Raw genomic sequence first — 19,436 nt, 5'->3', positions numbered from 1 at the left:
GATTGTTAAAGTCTCTACTGTGTAATTTGGGGCCAATAATTGTTTTGTAACGCTACATTGCATTATCTGAGACATTCCGTTTTCCATACTGCTTTGTCTTTTGCCTGCGCGTGGGACTTAATGCAGAGTACACCACCAAATTGCTCACCCTTTTAGGGTTATGAGCGTCGTCAGCATACAGATTTTCTTTGGGAGGAATCGCTATGTCAGTTTCTGGAAATTCGCTCGCTAATGCGTCATAGACGTCATCGGTATCGTATATTTTATCTGCTGAAATATGGCCAACTTCCACATCAACTTGCCCACACAATTCTTCGACAACCTGAAAATGGTTCTATCGCAAACTTTGAAGCTTTAGGTTAGGATTTGTTCAATTTCCACTCAACACTCTGAATCGTCATGTTTAAAGGCTGCCACTTTCCCTCTGAAGTTATTCTCGAAACCGTACACTATCTCTATCTGGCAGGGTAGTTGTCACTGTTAGAATTTAACCAGTTTGGGCGATAAAGAGTAATTGTGTCTCGTATCTCAGTAGAAAGAAAAGAAGCTATTACCTCCATATTCGATGTCAGTTAAAGAAGTGTCAGAAGACGAAGGAATTAGCACTGCGCCCCTGTATCATTGGCGCCAGCAACTCAGACATTCAGGAGCCGCCGTCCCAAATACCAACACTTCATCAGAGCAGTGGTCTGCTCAAACTAAACTTGCCATTATCGCTAAAACCTACTCAATGACAGAAAGTGAACTCAACCAATATGATCGTGAAAAAGGTCTTTTTCCAGAACAAATCCAAAGCTGGCGCCGCGAATGTATGCAAGGGTTTAAGTCGAGTAAAGAGCGGGAAGCTGAAGCAAAGAAGCAGGCTAAAGCTGACAAACTTGAAATCAAAGAGTTGAAGAAAGATTTACGACTCAAAGAAAAAGCACTCGCTGAAACGGCCGCCCTCTTGGTACTAAGAAAAAAGCTGAGAGCCTTTTACGGGGAAGAGCCAGAGGACGACTAACCTCAACCGATGAAAGGCAGACCATAGTGACGATTATCCTTGAAGCGAAGCAATGCGGATGCCGTTTAGAGCCAGCTTGCCATGAAGTTCAAATTGACTTGAGAACGTATCGTCGCTGGTATCAGCAAGGTGAAGTCCAAGCTGACAAAAGGCCATATGCATCAGACCAGAGCCTGCTAACAAGCTGTCGCAGGAAGAGCGTGAGGTGTGTAACCGCTCTGAGTTCGCAAGCTTGCTTCCAACTCAAATCGTCCTGACACTGCTTGAGAGAGGTGAGTATATCGCCTCTGAGTCGATCTACTATTGAGTGCTGAGTACGCAGGGGCAACTTCACAAACGAGGTCGTCAGCGGAGCAGACAGAAGCAAACGAAGCCAACCAGTTACACAGCGACGGACTCGAACCAATTTTATGCATTGGATATCAATCACTTACCTTCAAGGGTTCGAGGCCAACACTATTACCTGTATGTCATTGAGGATATCTACAGTCGAAAAATTGTTGGTTATGAAGTGTATGAGCATGAATGCGGTGAGCTGGCGTCACAACTTCTGCAACGAACGTTGATGCGAGAGCAATGCTTCAATCAAGCACTGGTTCTTCACTCAGATAATGGTGCACCGATGAAGTCGCTGACGTTTAAAGCAAAAATGGAAGAGTTAGGTATTACCTCATCGTATAGCCGGCCAAGAGTCAGTGATGATAACCCGTATGTCGAGTCATTGTTCCGTACAGGAAAGTACATGCCAAGCTGGCCAGCAAAGGGCTTTGAAACAATCGATAGTAGTCGAAGTTGGGTTGAAGCCTTCGTACGCTGGTACAACACCGAGCATAAGCAGAGTAAGCTAAATTACGTCACGTCACGCCTTCAGAGCGTCACAATGGAAAAGATAAAGATATCTTGAAGCGTCGTGTAGAGGTATTGCTAGCAGCAAAACAGCGAAAGCTTGAGCGGTGGTCTGGTGATATCAGGAACTGTGCGCCTGTTGGTGACATTCACCTAAATCCAGAAAGAGAAGCTGCTTAATAAGCAAGAAAATGATGACAACTACCTTGAAAAACACCGGAATCCCAAGGCTATAATTTTGTAGATTATCAATATGGAATTTCGTTTACACCCGATTTCAGATAATAAGTGCGACAATCCCCTTTAAATTGAAGATTAGACAAAATTCAATCCTAGAAACTCACTCTAACTTTTACCAATCAATCAAGCTCATCTAAGCGGATAGAGCCCTTTCCTTATGTTTGGTGTTGTACTACAACTAGTGGATATACATTTATATTAATTAGGTTCTAGTTTGTTCGTCCTTTTACTGGTTTCGTAAGAATTCGTGTCGTCAATCGTTGATTTGGAGTATGTATGACTGGGAAGCCTCGGGCCATAAAGCTATCTTTAAGTATATTAATATTGTCACTCAGTGCAACAATAGCGTGTTGGTCTATGGCACGAAATTATGTTGAACGCAATGCTGAAAGCCGTTTTACTAATTATACCCAAGACGTTAAAGCGTTGATTCAAAATCGCATGTTGAATTATCAACAGGCCCTCTCAGGGGGCGTTGCTCTATTTGCTGCTTCTGAACAGGTCAATCGTGAGGAGTGGGCGAATTATATCGCTAAGTTAAATCTTGGCTTGCATTATCCTGGTATACAGGGGATTGGTGTTTCAATTCCTATTTCGGCGCGAGATAAAGAGGCGCATGTGCAGCAAGTTCGGGCGGAAGGTTTTCCTCAGTATGAGATTAAACCTAAGGGGGCGCGAGATGAATACACGGCCATTATCTATTTGGAGCCTTTTGATGCTCGCAACCGGCAGGCATTTGGCTTTGACATGTATTCTGAAGCCGTTCGGCGTCAGGCTATGTCTACGGCAAGAGATACAGGAAGAGCTGCTTTATCCGGTAGGGTTGAGTTAGTTCAGGAGATTACTGAGGATAAACAAGCTGGTTTTTTGCTTTATTTACCTATCTACAAAACGCTTTATTCCCCTGATACAGTTGAAGAGCGAAGGGAGGCCTTTGTTGGTTATGTTTACAGCCCATTCCGCGCAAGAGATCTCATGCAAGGTATCCTTCAATCTAACGTCTCAACGGTAAGCTTTCGGTTATATGATGGCGCAGAAGACACCCCTAATAGTTTGCTGTATGACGGGAATAGCGCCTTAAGTATTGTGGACGAGCAATTCATATCGACATTTCGACGCTCGGAGGTGATTAATGTTGCAGGTCGAGATTGGACGATCATCTATACTTCTACCCCCGTGTTTGAAGCCGGTCTCGATTTTTCGCTGCCTCGTATTGTTGCTGGAACTGGGGGGCTCTTAAGTATTCTGTTTTTTTTCCTTTTTCGGATGTTGATTGTTTCACATCAAACAACTGAAAAGCTGCATCATGAGGCCTCGGCGAGGAGAGAAGCCGAAGGATCCCTTAAGAGCCTAAACCAGGAGTTAGAAAATCGTGTTAATGAACGCACTCAAGAACTAAAGCGACAAGAAGAGCTCAATCGAATGCTTTTAGAGAGTTTGAGTGAAGGGGTGGTGGCTTGTGGCGCGGACGGAAATTTAACTTTATTTAACCGTACAGCAAGAGAGTGGCATGGATCTGACCCATTACAGATTCCCCCCGAACTCTGGAGTAATTATTACAATTTATATGAAGGTGACGGGCGAACACCGATGGCGAAAGAAAACATACCGTTGCTTAGAGCATTTAATGGTGAGCATATTCAAAATGATCTACTTTGCATAATCGCTAATGGTCAAAGTCCCCGCTTCGTCTTGGCCAGTGGAGCTCCGATTTGTGATCTCGATGGTAAGCGCCTAGGTGCTGTGGTTGCTATGCACGACGTAACTGAAAATAGGCGTCATGAACGTCGTTTCATTGATATTTTTGAGTTTGCACCTGATGCCATACTGATAATAGAGAGGGGGGGTTGTATTACTCAGGCCAACAGCCATTCTGAGGTTGTTTTTAATTGGGGGAAAGATGTACTTAAAGGCCAATTAATAGATCGATTTTTACCTGGTATTTATTCAAATATCAATAGCTCTTTCTTCGAGAATGAAGAATTGGGTGAAGGAGCTCGTGTTGAGCAACTCTCTACCATGGCTAGACGTAAAGGGGGGATTGATTTTCCGGTTGACATTAGTTTAAGCCCTGTTGAGTCGGAAAAGGGCTTGCAGGTGGCCGTCGCTATTCGGGATATTACCCAGCGTGTTCAGTCAGAGAGGAAAAATAAAGAAGCGATGGCTATGCTGAATGCCATTGAAGATGGGGCATTTATCTTTGATCCAGAAACGCTTCGCCACAGCTATGTTAATGAAGGTGCCGTTTGTCAACTTGGTTATTCCAGAGAAGAGTTGTTGGATCTTACTGCCGTTGATTTCAAAGTTGAGTTCGATGAAAACCGTTACCGGAAGTTGCTTGAACCCTTGTTAAATGGCGAACAGCAGGTTGTCCATATTTCTACTGTTCATAAACATAAAGATGGTCATCTCATTCCAGTCGAAGTCAATCTTCAGTACATTTTTCTACCTGGAGGGAAAAGGCGTTGTATTTCAATGGTTAGGGACGTAACCGAACGTCATCAGGCTTTACGACAACTTGAGGAGGCAACCAAGCAGCAAAAAGCGGCCAATTTTGTCATAGAGCAGGAGCGTAAAAAACTTGCCCAACGGGTGTCTGAACGCACAGCGTCATTACGGTCAACAAATGAAAAGCTAGAGCAAGCTCGAATTGAGGCGGAACAAGCAAGCCATGCTAAATCGGCTTTCTTGGCGGCAATGAGCCACGAAATACGGACGCCAATGAACGGGGTTATTGGTATGTTAGAGGTTTTGTCACACAGTCAGCTGGAGTGCCATCAAGTTGATGAAGTTAAAACTATTCATGACTCTGCGTTTGCCCTGCTGAGGCTCATCGATGATATTTTAGATTTCTCAAAAATTGAAGCTGGTAAGCTAGATCTTGAAAAATTTCCGGTATCTGTCGAAGAACTTATAGAAGGGGTATGCTCCTCGCTTGTCTCCGTTTCTGAGAAGCAAGAGGTTGACTTGCAATTATTTATTGCCCCGATTTTTCCAAGTTATATTTTGTCTGATCCAATCCGGTTGCGGCAAATTTTCTATAATTTAATTGGTAATGCAATTAAGTTTAGTGGTGGTCGTAAGGAAAAACGAGGAGACGTCTCAGTCCGCGTGAACATTGTTGATAATAAAATGGTTGTCAATATCGAGGATAACGGCATTGGAATATCGTCGGATGCCTTAGCTATGTTATTTACTTCTTTCTCTCAAGCGGAGTCATCCACAACGCGTCGTTTTGGGGGGTCTGGGTTAGGATTGGCGATCTCGAAGCGCTTAGTGGACTTAATGGGCGGAGATATTAAAGTAAACAGTCAGTTAGGAGAAGGCTCTACGTTCACAGTTAGCTTACCTTTGGCAATTTATCAGAAAGAGATCATACCACCTTTATCGTTACTCTCAGAGACAAAGTGTATCCTAGTTGAGAACTCAGTATTTGATACTGACGCTCTACGAGTTTACCTCGAGCATTCGGGTGCTAATGTTCAAGTTGTTAGCACCCATTCCGAAGCGTTACGTATTGCTGAGTTGCTTGAAGAGGTTGTCGTTATAATTATTGGACCGCAAAAACATGTCCCGGAACTTACCATCGCTTTTCTGAAAACATTGAAAAGTTCACGAATTGAAAGTGGGTATATTAGGCACTTGTTGATGACTCGAGATCAGCCTCGGCCCCTGAAATTTGAATCCCCTGAATTTGTTGCTCTAAATTGTAACCTATTGCGGCGAAAAGAGTTTTTACAGTCTGTTTCAGTGGCTGCCGGAATTGTTTCGCCTGAAATAATACTTGATCAAGTGGGGGAAGAGTCTCTGCCGTTAACTGCGGCACCGAGTGTGGCACAAGCCCGTGCAGAAGGACGGTTAATCTTGGTTGCAGAGGATGATAGCATCAACCGAAAAGTCATCCTTAAACAGTTGAGTCTACTAGGTTATGCGGCAGAGGTTGCTGAGAACGGATTGGTGGCTTATCAACTTTGGCAAGAGGGAAGTTATGCGTTGCTATTAACGGATTTACATATGCCGGAAATGGATGGTTATGCATTAACGGAAGCGATACGACAGGATAACTTGGAGAGGGCACAAAAACCTATCCTAGCTTTGACAGCCAACGCTTTGAGAGGTGAAAAGAGTCGAGCCAAGGCGGTAGGAATGAATGATTACCTTACAAAACCTGTCCAGCTTCATTTACTTAAAGAGGCTCTTGAAACATGGTTGCCCAACCAGAATGGAGTGCCTGAACTTGGATTACTTGAAGAGGAACAGCCTAGGGACTCTGAAATATTGACTGTCAGTAAGCTCGCTGAGCTTGTCGGAAATGAGCCAGCTGTTATGTGTGATTTTTTGACTGATTTTTTGAGTTTAATGACAAGACAGCAGGAACAGTTAAGAGCCGCTTCTTCCGCTAAGGATATTAGAGAAGTGAGCAGTATCGCTCATAAGCTCAAATCTTCATCTCGTTCAGTGGGCGCGATGAGATTAGGTGACTTGTGTGCCGAGCTTGAAAATGCTTGTACTATAGGTGATGTCGCAGTGGTGGAGTTGACCATGACTCTGTTAGATAAGTGTTTTGCAGAGACGGAAGAGGAAGTGATCTGCTACCTTGATAAAAAAATTATATAGGAGAAGTGTATGGCGATAATGTTGATTGACGATGAGCCGTTTTTAATGAAGTTGCTTGCTCATCAATTAAAGGATTTTGTGAATGAAAAGGTTGTTGTTCATCAATATGAACATGCTGTTGATGCTCTTCAAAAATTAGAAATGCATCCTGAAGAGGTAGAACTAATTTTTTGTGATCTGCAGATGCCAAAGATGGACGGAGTAGAGTTTGTCCGTCACTTGGGGTGTATAGGCTACCAGGGAGGTGTTATTTTGATGAGTGGTGAAGAACAAGCCATTCTAGACAGTGCTAAAAAGCTGGCAACCACTTATCAACTTAATATTTTTGGTTGTCTCCATAAGCCTTTTAGTCCCACTCAGTTAAAAGAAATTATTGAGCATCAGGCCGCTCATCTAGAGACGGAATGTTTTGATGACCTGAAAGAGTATTCTGAAGCTGATCTGCGTCGAGCTATTCAACAAGGTGAGCTAATCAATTACTACCAACCACAGGTCAGGCTTCGAGATGGTGAAATTGTCGGTGTAGAAGCTTTGGTACGTTGGCAACACCCTAAAGATGGCCTAGTGTTACCTGATAAATTTATCCCACTTGTTGAAGAGTATGGACTGATAGATGACTTGACGATGGTTGTCTTAGCTAATGCTCTGGAACAGAGCAAACGTTGGCAATCTGTGGGCGCAAAGCTTTGTATGTCAATCAATATTTCAATGGAAAGTCTGACGTCCTTGGAGTTTCCAGATAAGATTCAAAACATTGCACATGAGGCTAGAGTCCCATTGTCAAACTTAGTCTTGGAAGTAACGGAAAGCCGGCTGATGAATGATCGGCAGTTAGCGTTGGACATCCTGACACGACTGCGACTTAAAGGTGTTGCTTTATCTATTGATGACTTTGGGACGGGGTATTCCTCGTTGGCCCAGTTACGAGATATTCCATTCAGTGAGCTTAAGATCGACCGAAGTTTTGTGCATGGGGCCCATAAAAATAAGTCTTTACGCGTGATTTTTGAAGCCAGTTTCAAGATGGCCCAGCAATTAGGAATGCAGACCGTGGCTGAGGGAGTGGAAGATCTTGAGGATTGGGTGTATTTACGTAAGATAGGGTGTGATGTCGCACAGGGTTACTTTATTGCCAAGCCAATGTCTGAAAATCATTTATCTCGATGGTTAGATGAATGGGAAGGCGTCGAGAGCTAACCCTCAATTCAAGAGTAAATGGTGTCAATATTGAATCACTTATGCACCTCTGCCGTACTTTTCCTCCTAAATCATTTGCAAGTCTAAATATCTAGTCTAGAATTCAAATCATAAATAAAACAATAACTTATATTAAGGGGGCTACGGAATGAAAAAATGGCTTAAATCTACAGTCATCGGCTTATTTGTGGTTGGCTCTACGCCAGCTATAACAGCCCCTTCTGTTCTCAAAGTATATCTAGACTCGGATCGAACCGTGCATCTAGCCTCAGCGGAGGCAATAGAAATGGGTGTAAAAACGGCTTTTTCTCAGCATGGTAATCAACTTTTTGGCATTCCAGTAGAGTTCGAAGTACTTGACCATCGTGGGAATACGGCGCGAAGCAAGCTCAATATGCAGCGCTACCAGAAAGACCCTAATGGAATTGTTTTCTTCGCCGGGTTGCATTCTTCCCCCCTGATAAAATATCGCGATTATATCAATGAAAGTGAACTGTTGATTTTGGTGCCATGGGCTGCAGGCGGTCCTATAACTCGCTACCCGTCTGAGAAGAATTTCGTATTTCGCCTCTCTGTTGACGACACAAAAGTTGGGGGGAAACTGGTCTCAACAGCAATCAATAATGGTTGCCAATCTGTTGACTTATTATTAGAAAAAACGCCTTGGGGTAAGTCTAATTACAAAACGATTTTCCAATCAGTAGCTGACCACAGCACACACTTAAAAGCTCGGGTTACTTGGTTTAATTGGGGAATTGACGAGGCTCTGGCTCGTGTGATAGCCGCCGATCTTAATCGAACCGGCGTTGAATGTGTCCTGTTTGTAGGGAATTCACGAGAAGGCCCCTTATTAGTCAAAGCTCTCTCTGATCTTGAACAACCACCAAAAATTTTCAGTCATTGGGGGATCACCGGAGGTGGTTTCTCTCAGCGAGTTTCATTTGATGCTCGCCAGAGAACTGCCTTAAGCTTTGTTCAATCTTGTTTTAATTTTTATAGCTCTCCGGAGAACGATCTATCGAAGGAGGTATACCGCCAAGCTACGGCGCTATTCCCTGATAAGTTTACAAATGATTTTATTGACGCCCCAGCTGGCTTTGTGCATGGCTATGATCTGGCTAAAGTATTTATTCAAGCCGCACAAAGTATCACCCTCACCGATGATATGGTGAATAATCGACAGCTACTTAAGCTGGCGTTGGAGCAGATGGACACACCGGTTCAAGGTTTGCTAAAGACGTATGAACAACCATTTAGCGTTTATGACGTGGCACATCCTGATGCTCATGAGGCGCTAGGAGCCGATGATTTGTGCATGGCGAGGTACACTCAAGTGGGAGCCATCAAGCTGTTAGATTCAGCTAAGATTAATAAGGCAGATTAATGATCTATAAAACTCGACCAAAACTCAGTGGTATTCAGCTTTACGGTGTATTTTTGTTTATCTCGATGGTTGTGTTCGCTCTTATCACTTATGGACTTTTAGAGCAGCAAGCTCAGCAATCAATAAGAAACCTGGAGAAAATCAATACCTCAATTAAACTAAGTACGGCAGAGAGTTATATTAGCCAATCCCTGAATAATACCGAAAATTTAGCGATGAAAATTGCCTCACATCAAGTGGTGATTTCTACCGCTTTAGGGGGGGGTGCTACACCACAAGAGATTAGTGATAGACTAGCAATCGTGAAACCAGTGACGGGTAAGCACTATATTGTGATCTTGGATATTCTTGGTGACCCAATTTATCAAGAGTTAACCTTACCGGATGAACTGTTCGCTCAACTGCACACTAAGATTGAACAAGGAGATCTATCGAGTGTGTTTAGGGTATTTACCTTTCAAGATGATAGTAATAACTTAATGGTTGCTCTTCCAATACTGTACAACGGTTTTCTAGAAGGTTTACTTGTGTATGTGAAGCCATTTGATATTGACGCCTTTTTATCACCGTTGAGGTTCTCCGAACAATATCAAGTAAGTTTAATTCAAAGCGATAATAGTTGGGGTATGCCTCCCCCAATTGATTGGACGCAACATACAACATACCTCCCTAGATACGACTTGGATTTAGTTTACAGTATTAACCCTGCTATCTATCAAAACAATCGTAACCAATTTATCCGTTCACTCATCGTTGCGTTATCGATAGCTGGTGCGTTGACATATATATTGGTCTATTTTACAGGTAAAAAGCTCCTCATCTCTCCTTATCAGTCACTAGAAAAGTCTGAGCGCCGATTAAAAAAAGTAGCCATTGAAGCCCAAACCGCAAGTGTCGCTAAATCACAATTTATAGCCTCTATTAGTCATGAATTGAGAACCCCTATGAACGGGGTTTTGGGGGCAGCTCAACTGCTGACACAGTGTAAAAATAAAGATGAGCGTCATGAGCTTGAACAAACCTTGCTCTCTTCCGGGCACCATATGATCTCAATTCTCAACGATATACTAGATTTTTCTAAAATTGAGGTTGGTAAGCTGACGCTTAATCTTTCTGAATTTAAACTGGCTGACCTACACAATAAAATTGAAAATAGTTATCGACCCTTATGCTTAGATAAAGGTATAACGTTTGAAGGAACGGCCTATTCTGAAACATCAATACACCTAGTTGCCGATGAGACCCGGTTAGCACAGATAGCTCTTAATCTTCTCAATAATGCGTGGAAGTTTACTCAAAAAGGGGAGATCCATTTTTCTACCCGGCTCACGCAAATGAATAACAACGATTATCTAGAAATTAAGGTGTCTGATACGGGAATTGGTATCCCCGCAGAGAAACAAGCAACGATATTTGACCCATTCACTCAGGGCGATGGGAAAACTACGCGTAAATTTGGCGGGACTGGACTTGGCTTAACTATTATTTCCAAGCTCGTAGATACTATGCATGGCACGCTTAACTTGGAAAGTAAAGTAGGTGTAGGGACACGCTTTATCATTTGCGTGCCTGTCAAAGTTGTATCACAGCCTAGAGAGCAAATAAATGAACCAATGAAGTTATTTAATGGCGAAGGGTTGAAAGCTTTGATTGTTGAAGACAATCGTGTAAATAGCATCATCCTATCTAAATTCCTAAAGAAAAGAGGTTTTAAGTGTGATATTGCCCTTGACGGACAAAAAGGTTTTGAGCAAGCGAGCAGAACCTTTTATGACGTAATCATGATGGATAACCATATGCCTATTATGGATGGTACTGAGGCTACGAAACGTATTAAGGCTTTATCTTCACCCTATAGTGATAGCATCGTCATCGCTTGTACCGCTGATGCCTTCGAGGAAAACCTAACTAAAATGCGTGAGGTTGGCTGCGCAGAAATCATCACAAAACCAGTCAATGAGGGGGTGTTAGATTCGGTCTTTAATCAATATCTGTCAAACCAAGCTGTAGAAAAGGCCAACAGTCCATAAATTAATCTGCATGACTAGCTTTGGGCACAGAGAGAAATGTTAGGTATAAAAAGCATAGTTTTCATATTCAGTTTGGTTGTGTAACAGTAATCTTATGCTCCGGGCGTTTTTGCGGGGAGGTCACTATTGCCCAGCTCTTTCTAAAATTCCTCGACACCATTGTCTCAGTTTTTTCCCAAAAAGATTGACAATCGCTGTTCTAACGCCATGAGCTTATAGTGTACATACTTGTCGCCGAGTTTGGTTATCCGGCTTAACTTAGGCCTTTACTCGTGAAACATTATTTCGGAACCAAGCAAATAAACCGCAGTTTTTATTAAATAGAGAACCTTTTGCTTTTGGAAGCGAGTGTCATTGTAGCGGTTTGGCAGCTAATTCCTTAATTCTTCATGACTCGTTGAATATTGGCAGCGCTAAACACATACGCTTGAGCGGGTAGCTTGCTATGAGTAAGTATATAACCAATGTGGTTCAATGGAACTAAATCAAGAACCTACGATCTGGTCAGCTACATCCACTCTCTCTCGCAGCCCTATTCCTAAACCTCTTTACAAAACAACCAACTGGAAGCAATACAACCAATCACTCATTAACCGTGGTTCTCTGACCTTTTGGTTTGATGAAGAGGCGATAAGCGGTTGGGCGCAAAGCAAACAGAATAAGCGCGGGAGACCACGTCGGTTCAGTGATTTGGCTATCACGACAGCACTCATGGTGAAACGCGTGTTTTCTATGCCACTGAGAGCGCTACAAGGATTTGTCGACTCGCTATTTAGATTTCCATGTTCCATTAAGTTGTCCACATTACACCTGCATCAGCGTAGAGCTAAGCAAGTTGGGGTCTCATTTAAGGAGCAATACAGCACCTAGCCACTGATGTTACTGGCCTTAAGGTTTATGGCGAAAGCACATATTGCAGTCGATACAAGCACTCATGAAATTATTGCAGCCGAGCTAAGTTTATCGACGGTTACAGATGGAGAAGTCCTCCCTAACTTACTGAAACAAACACGCCGAAGCCTCCTTGAGGTGTCTGGTGATGGCGCTCACGACACGAGAGCGTGGCACGCAGCTATTAAGATTAAGCGAGTCAGAAGGAACAACCTTCTGGGAGCGTGGTCACCCCCAAAATCTCGCCGTGGGTTGCCAGAAGTTATACGGCTCACATAAGTATTGGAAAGAGCGGTATGGATACCACAGACGTTCACTGTCAGAAACAGCGATGTATCGAGTTAAACAGTTGCTAGGAGGGCGATTGAGCTTAAGAAATTACAATGCGCAGGTGGGTGAAACTTACGCGATGATAAAAGCGTTGAACAAGCTTACTGGGTTAGGTATGCCTGAAACTTGTCGTATTGACTAAAAAGCATGCGAAACGGGGTAGCTCTATCTCTAAATTTAATTACGCAACAAAACCGCTCTTAGGATTTCTCGATGCCGCTAAAAATTGTCATAAGTTTTGCGTTCACTCTTATCGTGAGCGAGACATATTCTATTTCGCCCCTGTTTCTTTGCTTCATATAAAGCATTATCCGCTAGCTTAATCACCTCTTTGACTGTCTCCGCTTGTGAGAGGCTAGCGCATCCTATAGAGATGGTCACTTGCTGATCTGATTCGTATTCTAGGGGGGCTGTGAGGTTTTGTTCACTCACCAATATTCTTAAGTTATCAGCGATCTTGCTGGCGATTTCAAGATCTGTTTGAAGAAGTAAAATAGTGAATTCCTCTCCACCATAACGACAAACTAGATCAGAAGAGCGTGTATTGTTTTTCAGAACATTAGCGACGAGCTGCAAAACTTTGTCCCCTAGTAAGTGCCCATAGGTATCATTGAATTGCTTAAAAAAATCAATATCTATTAATAGTAAACTATTTATTTCCTGGTTCAGGTTTTGTTGCTCAAATACTGCTTGGATTTTTTGATCGAACTCTGATCGGTTATACAATCCAGTTAACCGGTCAGTAATTGCGGATTTATGGAGTTGTTTTTCAAGGAGGCGTCTACGTTTATCGAATTGCTCATAAGTAATACCACTAGCCAGCATTGTAAAGGTGATATACGTACAGACCACCACTACATAGATAGCAAAACCGCTGGTTTCATCATCCAAAATATAAGTGGTGAGAAAGCCGCCAGCTAGGCAAAATAACAACCCAAAGATTAACTGCGTACGCGCTATTTTCGCTCCTAAAGTAGGTAATAAGAGTGTTTTAAGTGCGCCTCGGTGGGCTGTGAGACCAAAAATTGATATGGTTAAAAAGAACCCTAATATAGTGGTGACCGGAGACATCTGGCCATAAAATGAATCAATACCATAAGCGTAACCAACGGCTGAGACAAATGGGAGGAAAATAGCGGTAATGGCAAAAATTTGTATTAGATACCAAGGACGTCTATTTAAGAGGAAAAAAATGGCTATGACAGCAAAAAGTTGCATTACTGATGTATTAAACCCCATCTCGATGGGAGACTCTGCGTGAAGTGGGGTATCAAAAAAGATGAAATAACTTAGAACAGGGTCAATTAAATTAATTCCAGTACTTTGTTGATAGAAACGAATGACAAGTATGAAAAAAGCAAGGCTTACGAGGCTTCTGGTTATCTTCAGACTCTTTTTCCGCCAAATACAGGCGCAAGAAAGAAGTAAAAAGATAAAAGCAGTTATAGGATGCGTAGCTGCCCCATGGCTTGTTGGTCGATAGAGCCATTTAATATCAAAAAGATAGGAAGCTAAAATGAGAACAGACAAAGCTGCAATCACCTTGCAGAAAACTTGGCTGTAAAAAAGAGTGAGTGAAGTGAGTGCTCGTTTTTTTTTTGCCATTTATATATCGCCTTCATTGGGTGTCTTAGGACTTAACTTTTATAGATAATGATTCAATCTAGGAGATTTTTCCCAAATACTGCGTTTAATATTATCATTAATAAGGATGGGGATCCCGCCTTCGGTTTCAGGCCTATCGAACTAACTTAAACAAGGCTTCTGTTTCGTTTCTATATGAATATTGATCTTGTTGTTAACAACAAGATCAAATCTTCCTACTGCAGGAGGGGGGAAAGAAGCGACTATTTCGCGATCAAGAAATCATCAAGTGATTTACCAGCATCAAGCTGTTCTTGAATTATGGAAGGGGTGCGACTTTGACCAGTCCATGTTTGTGCTCTGCCGTTCCCGTCGGTGTATCTATATTTAGCAGGGCGAGGCTTACGTTTACCTTTTGTGTTCTTTTTTGATTTTCCTGATAGAGCTTCTATGAGAGCTTCAACATCAACCTTGATGTGATTTACGATTTCAGCGAATTTTGTTTCTTGGCGTTTAAGAAAGACGGTCGTTAACTTCTTAAGTGCTTCTTCAAGTTCCTCAAGTGTTAATTCACGAGAGAACGCCCGAAGCGAGCGGATATTAAGGGCTTTGTTGCGTAATTCAATGGAACTAAATCAAGAACCTACGATCTGATCAGCTACGTCCACTCTCTCGTAGCCCTATTCCTAAACCTCTTTATAAAACACCCAACTGGAAGCAATACAACCAATCACTCATTAACCGTGGCTCTCTGACTTTTTAGATTGATGAAGAGGCAATAAGCGGTTGGGCGCAAAGCAAACAGAATAAGCGCGGGAGGCCACGTCGGTTCAGTGGTTTAGCTATCACGACAGCGCTGCGAGGATTTATCGACTCGATATTTAGGTTAGCCCATGTTCCGTTAAGTTGTCCGCATTACACCTGCATCAGTCGTAGAGCCAAGCAAGTTGAGGTCTCATTTAAGACTAAAACGAGAGGAGCGATACAACACCTAGCCATTGATGCTACTGGCCTTAAGGTTTATGGCGAAGGTGAATGGATGGTCAAAAAACACGGGACGGATGGCAAGCGTAGGGTCTGGTGAAAGCTTCATATTGCCGTCGATACAAGCACTTATGAGATCATTGCCGCCGAGCTAAGTTTATCGACGGTTACAGATGGAGAAGTACTCCCAAACTTACTGAAACAAACACGCCGAAGTCTCCTTGAGGTGTCTGGTGATGGCGCTTACGACACGAGAGCATGTCACGCTGCTATTAAGATTAAGGGAGCTATTGCGCTTATTCCCCCAAGAGAAGGGGCTGCCTTCTGGGAGCGTGGTCACCCTCGAAATCTCGCCGTGGGTTGCCAGAAATTATACGGCTCAAATAAGTATTGGAAAGAGCGGTATGGATACCACAAACGTTCACTCTCAGAAACAGCGATGTATCGAGTTAAACAGTTGCTAGGAGGGAAACTGAGCTTAAGAAATTACAATGCACAGGTGGGTGAAACTTACGCGATGATAAAAGCGTTGAACAAGCTTACTGGGTTAGGTGTGCCTGAAACTTGTCGTATTGACTAAGAAATACGCGAAACGGGGTAGCTCTATCTCTAAATTTAATTACGCAACAAAGCCGCAAGGAGGCTACCTAATACTTACAAATGCAGAAAGGCCGCTAAGCGACCTTTCTACGATAATGTTACGGACATTACTCCGTATTATCTGGTGTTCTATAAATCTGCAACCAATGTCGCGCTGCAGTACTTGTTGGAGGCGCTATTTCATGATCACGGATAGTACAATACCGACCATATTTTACTACAACCGTATGATTTGTTGTATTAATTTTACACTCTTGAAAAGAGCCCCATCTCGCCCGACTTTATTACCAGGCGCTACATAGATAGCCATACAAAACCTTTAAACTAGTTTAACAGCAACATTGTTCATATTTGATGTAGTGATGAATCTAAGAAAAACAAGGTTATGCCGTAAAAAGACATACATTTTAAAAAACTCACTAAAAAAAATTATTGGTGTTCATTATTCCTATGTTCAATTGCGTGACTCCGTAACGCAGAACAGCTCCTAATAGGGAGCTGTTCTTGTGTCTAAATTTGGGTTCACACTAAGTACCATTACGTTAAATAAATCATCACATGGCTATTGATTTTTCAAACATAACCCGCACATAAGCATAGAGTCACATTCATAAATCACCTTCCATTTGATTTGATAGTAATCTCTTGTGACTCAAAAAAGGCAGACTGAAAGTCTGCCTTTTTTCATTTCTAACTCAACCAACCGATCTCGACCCCATGCCACCCGCGTAATTCATATCGTGGAATATTGCCCATCAGAGAGTAGAGAGACCGTCTAATTATGAACTATTTTTGTCTCGTCATTATAGATAGGATATAACAATTTCATATAAAAAAACTAATTCAATGAGAAATTGCTATATAAAAACTATTGAAATAATTGTTCGTAAACACTATAAAAAACCTTGAAAAGGTTGTCTTATCAAGAGGCCTTTTCATCACTCTTGTTTTTATTTTGTATTGCTTCTTATGGAGGATATATTATGAGCTCAATTGACCTATCTCCACTATACCGTAGTAGTGTTGGGTTTGACCGTCTAGCATCATTAATTGATCATGCCATGACCAGTGAAACTGCTATCAACGGTTACCCACCATATAACATTGAAGTTCTAAAAGAGAATCGCTATGCCATCACCCTGGCCGTAGCCGGATTTACTCAGGAAGAGCTTGATATTCAAGTAGAAAAGAGCGTGCTAAGTGTACGTGGGCAAAAATGTGCTGATAAAGAAAATAAATATCTGTATCAGGGTATCGCCAATCGTACATTCGAACGTAAGTTCAACTTAGCTGATTATGTTGAAGTTACGGATGCAGATCTTTCTAACGGATTGTTAACTATTACTCTGGTGAAAGAGATACCTGAAGCTATGAAGCCTAAGTCCATCACTATCAATAAAAACTGTGATGTATTAGAGCATAAGGCTGAAGAGACAAGCACCAAAGATAATAAAGCTGCTAAAGGAGAATGATAGTGTGAAAGCACATTATCATTTTTGAAAGGGGAACGGCTCCCAATCGGGAGCTGTTCTTGTGTCTAAATCTGGGTTCACAATATCCCTATCTGGCAGGGTAGTTGTCACTGTTAAAATTTAACCAGTTTGGGCGATAAAGAGTAATTGTGTCTCGTATCTCAGTTGAAAGAAAAGAAGCGATATTGAAGAAGCTGCTGCCTCCCTATTCGATGTCAGTTAAAGAAGTGTCCGAAGAGGAAGGAATTAGCACTGCGACCCTGTATTATTGGCGCCCGCAACTCAGAAGTTCAGGAGCCACCGTGCCAAAGAGCAACACTTCATCAGAGCAGTGGTCTGCTCAAACTAAACTCGCCATTGTCGCTGAAACCTATTCAATGACCGAAAATTAACTGCTCAAGTTGGTGGACTTAAAGAGGCTATTAGTTCTTATTTTGAGCCGGAAACACAGAAACAAAGCTCGAGCGAGCATCCTGTCAGGACGATTGCTGTTAGTTCTGAAATTGATAATGATCTAGGTATTAGAGGTAGTTCAGCTAAGGATAATAGTAAGAAAACAGCACTGGATTCGGTGAGTTACTTGTCTACACGAGTAACAGCGAATTTAACACCATTATTATCTAGTGAAACAATAAATAAGCTACAAGATGCGCTAAGCGAAGGCAATATTTCATTTAAATTTATTCAGAATATCGCCTTGAATAAAGGGGGATCTGAGTCTAGTTCGTGAATTGGCGCTTTCTACTGTCCCTAAACAAGAGAAAAATTATTCAGGGCATCTAGGATTAATTGTGGACTCACTTTCACACAAACGTCCAAATGTAAGCGCCACTATGCAAGGTTTACAAGGTTTTATTGATACATCGGCCTTGCAATGGCATGAAAAAACGGCAAAAAAACTGAAGGCGCGCTTGATGCGAATGCTCATGCTCGTTTTGATGGGGATTTAATGAGTTCAGCTTTGGATCAAATGTCGAAAAGTGACCTGAAAGCGACATTAACGCAATTGGAAGGTGCTTTTGGTCAGCGTTTACGAGGCGTTTTTAGGTTGGTTGCTGAACAAGTTCCGTCGTCATATCTGGCGCAAGGTGACAATGTTTTAATCTCGACTGCCATGCGTTTCAGTGGCCTAGTAGAAGGCTTGATGACGGCATTGAGTGAAAAGTTGGGTGAAGCGACCGACGTTCGGTTCAAGGATTGTGATTTCGTTAGTGAGCTTTCAGAACTAACAGCGATTGAGAAGGCGGCATTAATCAAAGTAGGAATTAAAGAAGAAATGTTGCTCTAATTTTCCCTTCGAGCGGTAACGACTGTTTTTATAATTCACACATAATGGAGGTTTTCTGTGTCAAAATGGCCGATTAGTTTTTTATTTGAGAAGAATCAATCTCGCCTGGAAGTCGCTGTTATTGACTTGGATGTAAAGCAAAGGATAAGTGATTTTTATCAGCTTGCTCAAAAACGATACTTGTTAGAAGAATTTTTATTACTTCTAAATCGTAGTCAATACAATGTTTTTCAAAATGACGTACTCTCTTGCCTTTATCGCTTGGGTATAAAGAGAGTCGATTTAAAAGTGGGCAGTAAAACGTTGAATATTTTATAAAACTCTGACCAGAACGTTATATAAGGGCTTCAAGGAAGGTAATAACCGTAGTCTTTCGGTCTTTTTGTGACGTTGTCACAATGAAAGTTGGGTGAGGCGATCATTCCCCTCACTCAATTAGTACCTGAATATGATAACAATAAGGCCGATGGGTAGTCGTCGCTAAACCAAGACAACAACATATAACGCTCCTAACTGTTCATTAGATGAGTAGTACAAAGGTCTGTGAGATCCGATACAGTTAGGCTTGCGATGGATATTCTTTCTCTACATTACTCTTGTGGCCAATCACCAAATGCACTGTAGGGTTCTGTGGTTTAACTGAAATTGCGATTTTCATGTTCATGTTACGGTTGTTTTGCAAGTAACCGACCGCCGCATTTAGTTCTGGAACATACTGAGCCACACCCACCGACACTCCACCTTCCGTTGTTTGAGTGAAAAATAGGAAGTGTCATATCCGTCCTTTTCTCTTCTAGTAACCCATGTGTTTTTCTAGGCTAACAGCGTAAGAAGAGAAACACCTCGAAGTAATACTAATTTATGCTCCCTGAGTTTGAATTACCCTCTGACGCTGATAAATCGAAACGCTAATCTTAGTATTCAAGGGGCCATTCATTTTGTAAAGCAGCAAGCTTAAGCGGCTGAATAA

14 protein-coding genes and 3 pseudogenes are annotated in these 19,436 nt (G+C 42.1%); 14 read left to right on the top strand and 3 right to left on the bottom strand.

The genetic code is table 11. The annotated features are described in order from the left end of the window. Window positions 1–541 precede the first annotated feature (541 nt). From AB4513_RS13520 to AB4513_RS13485, 8 genes and pseudogenes are all read left to right on the top strand, one after another. A pseudogene (locus tag AB4513_RS13520) lies at window positions 542–2,029 on the top strand (IS3 family transposase); the annotation flags it as partial. Between the two features lie 417 nt (window positions 2,030–2,446). After that, window positions 2,447–6,706: a CHASE domain-containing protein gene (locus tag AB4513_RS13515; protein ID WP_240798310.1), complete on the top strand. Its 4,260-nt coding sequence runs from the start codon at window positions 2,447–2,449 to the stop codon at window positions 6,704–6,706. A 9-nt stretch (window positions 6,707–6,715) separates the two neighbouring features. Continuing rightward, a complete protein-coding gene (locus AB4513_RS13510; protein ID WP_102258084.1) occupies window positions 6,716–7,903 on the top strand; it encodes an EAL domain-containing protein in 1,188 nt (395 codons plus the stop codon). Window positions 7,904–8,051: 148 nt separating this feature from the next. Further along, a complete protein-coding gene (locus AB4513_RS13505) occupies window positions 8,052–9,287 on the top strand; it encodes an ABC transporter substrate-binding protein (protein WP_017097881.1) in 1,236 nt (411 codons plus the stop codon). Continuing rightward, the gene (locus tag AB4513_RS13500) at window positions 9,287–11,317 is read left to right on the top strand and encodes an ATP-binding protein (protein ID WP_017100853.1); all 2,031 of its coding nucleotides are present in this window, start codon (window positions 9,287–9,289) and stop codon (window positions 11,315–11,317) included. The genes AB4513_RS13505 and AB4513_RS13500 overlap by 1 nt, the downstream gene beginning before the upstream one ends. Before the next feature lie 474 nt (window positions 11,318–11,791). After that, window positions 11,792–12,187, top strand: coding sequence for a transposase (locus tag AB4513_RS13495; protein ID WP_102258085.1), 396 nt, complete (start codon window positions 11,792–11,794; stop codon window positions 12,185–12,187). A gap of 6 nt (window positions 12,188–12,193) precedes the next feature. Further along, window positions 12,194–12,346: pseudogene (locus tag AB4513_RS13490) on the top strand (transposase); the annotation flags it as partial. A 10-nt stretch (window positions 12,347–12,356) separates the two neighbouring features. Beyond that, a complete protein-coding gene (locus AB4513_RS13485; protein WP_240798311.1) occupies window positions 12,357–12,680 on the top strand; it encodes a hypothetical protein in 324 nt (107 codons plus the stop codon). A 77-nt stretch (window positions 12,681–12,757) separates the two neighbouring features. Here AB4513_RS13485 and AB4513_RS13480 read toward each other — a convergent pair whose 3' ends face one another. Beyond that, window positions 12,758–14,143, bottom strand: coding sequence for a GGDEF domain-containing protein (locus AB4513_RS13480; protein ID WP_017096766.1), 1,386 nt, complete (start codon window positions 14,141–14,143; stop codon window positions 12,758–12,760). A 242-nt stretch (window positions 14,144–14,385) separates the two neighbouring features. Continuing rightward, entirely contained in the window at window positions 14,386–14,748 is a 363-nt protein-coding gene (locus AB4513_RS13475; RefSeq protein WP_069595600.1) for an H-NS family nucleoid-associated regulatory protein, read from the bottom strand. A gap of 56 nt (window positions 14,749–14,804) precedes the next feature. Here AB4513_RS13475 and AB4513_RS13470 point away from each other — a divergent pair. The 6 genes and pseudogenes from AB4513_RS13470 to AB4513_RS13445 all read left to right on the top strand — a co-directional run bounded on the left by AB4513_RS13470 (window position 14,805) and on the right by AB4513_RS13445 (window position 18,784). Then, window positions 14,805–15,686, top strand: a pseudogene (locus AB4513_RS13470) (IS5 family transposase). Between the two features lie 1,003 nt (window positions 15,687–16,689). Continuing rightward, window positions 16,690–17,178: an Hsp20 family protein gene (locus tag AB4513_RS13465; protein ID WP_017098606.1), complete on the top strand. Its 489-nt coding sequence runs from the start codon at window positions 16,690–16,692 to the stop codon at window positions 17,176–17,178. A gap of 149 nt (window positions 17,179–17,327) precedes the next feature. Next, entirely contained in the window at window positions 17,328–17,570 is a 243-nt protein-coding gene (locus AB4513_RS13460) for a transposase (protein WP_032499864.1), read from the top strand. 399 nt (window positions 17,571–17,969) lie between these two features. Beyond that, complete coding sequence (locus AB4513_RS13455) at window positions 17,970–18,128, top strand: hypothetical protein (RefSeq protein ID WP_017098100.1); 159 nt, start codon at window positions 17,970–17,972, stop codon at window positions 18,126–18,128. Next, on the top strand, window positions 18,128–18,466 hold the full coding sequence (locus AB4513_RS13450) for a hypothetical protein (protein ID WP_017098101.1): 339 nt from the start codon (window positions 18,128–18,130) through the stop codon (window positions 18,464–18,466). Before AB4513_RS13455 ends, AB4513_RS13450 begins: the two co-directional genes overlap by 1 nt. Before the next feature lie 57 nt (window positions 18,467–18,523). Then, window positions 18,524–18,784, top strand: a complete 261-nt coding sequence (locus AB4513_RS13445; RefSeq protein ID WP_017098102.1) for a hypothetical protein — start codon at window positions 18,524–18,526, stop codon at window positions 18,782–18,784. Between the two features lie 241 nt (window positions 18,785–19,025). Here the strand turns inward: AB4513_RS13445 and AB4513_RS13440 are convergent, their stop codons facing one another. Next, window positions 19,026–19,202 (bottom strand): hypothetical protein, encoded by a 177-nt coding sequence (locus tag AB4513_RS13440; RefSeq protein ID WP_157936399.1) that lies wholly within the window; start codon window positions 19,200–19,202, stop codon window positions 19,026–19,028. Window positions 19,203–19,436: the final 234 nt, after the last annotated feature.

The organism is Vibrio sp. 10N.222.54.E6 (assembly GCF_041473955.1).
GTDB lineage: Bacteria > Pseudomonadota > Gammaproteobacteria > Enterobacterales > Vibrionaceae > Vibrio > Vibrio tasmaniensis_A.
This window is presented reverse-complemented; position numbering and strand designations above follow the sequence as displayed.